Below are 1,129 nucleotides of genomic sequence, written 5' to 3'. Positions count from 1 at the left end.
GATCTAAACTAAAAAATCCATAATTATCAATCTCCGTATTATCAACTTCCAATCTACCTTCGTAAGTACGTGCTCTAAAAGTATAGATATATCTATTCTTATGTGGCTGAAAATATAGTCCAGACACTTCAATGTCTTTAGCAGTAATATTAATTTCTTCTTTTAGCTCCCTCGCCGCTGCCTCCCAAACTGATTCTCCATCTTCAACCATACCACCAGGTACGGACCATTGCTTCTTTCCATAAGTATGATGTACTAATAAGACTCTATCCTGATCATCAATAACTATTATTCCTGCTGCATCTTGACCTCTCTCCATAGGTTTTCCTCTTTTCTTGAGTATTTTGCAAGGGTTTCGTATAACGTCCTTGAATTCACGAACCCTCACCACCTTAAGGTGGCCTTCGGGACTTAGATAGCTCTTATCTTAGTCCCGAAGGTCGCCGGCCGCTTCGCGGTTAGGTGGTGAGGGTTGTCCGCTGAGTACTCTTCCCTGCTAAAACTCCTCGCGGACCAAGGGCTTACTCCTTCGATTCTGCTTCCCTGCTAGCCCGCAGCGTGAATTCTATGTTATCTGAAGTTTCCGCCTGAATCCGCCCGAGCAAAATCCATGTTTGAATTTGCCTTCTTCTCAACCACATTAATTCATTGGGTTGAAAAGGTTTTACCAATAATACTCTTCCTCGAGCTACTGACGTGGCACGTTTCATACTCGCTGTATCTAGGTAACCCTTTGCATTCAGAGTGTACCTAGACGCCGCCGATACCAATCTAATCAATAATCCTCCGCCTCTTTCCCATTCTATCGTCAAATCCAATACATGGTTATAAAAAGAGGCTTTTATCCTTTGATTGAAACGTGCCACGTCTTTCTTCCTTGAAGTATTAATTATTGGTTTTAAAGGTGAATTCAAATGGATTTTGCGTCCAGACCATATGAACAAATAATAAAAAACGTCACCTCTAGCTCGATCCGCGAACTTCTAAATGTAATATCATGTTCTTCGAGCTTTTCAAGGTGACACCCATATATTAACATATTAAGTTGGTCTGGTGGGCTCTTCTTGTTAAAGCTTCAGGAAATTTCAGATAACGTTTGTGCATTCACGACGCCCCACCACCTTAAGTG

The 1,129-nt window shown here is 41.6% G+C and carries 1 protein-coding gene; it reads right to left on the bottom strand.

Annotated elements, in window-relative coordinates; genetic code table 11:
* A partial coding sequence (locus JET16_RS29750; RefSeq protein ID WP_199624862.1) for an NUDIX hydrolase occupies positions 1-319 on the bottom strand: 319 nt, incomplete at its 3' end.
* Positions 320-1,129: the final 810 nt, after the last annotated feature.

Source organism: Paenibacillus alkalitolerans (assembly GCF_016482785.1).
Taxonomy (GTDB): domain Bacteria; phylum Bacillota; class Bacilli; order Paenibacillales; family YIM-B00363; genus Paenibacillus_AE; species Paenibacillus_AE alkalitolerans.
Note: the sequence above shows the minus strand (reverse complement) of the source record. Positions and strands in the feature narration are given on the sequence as shown.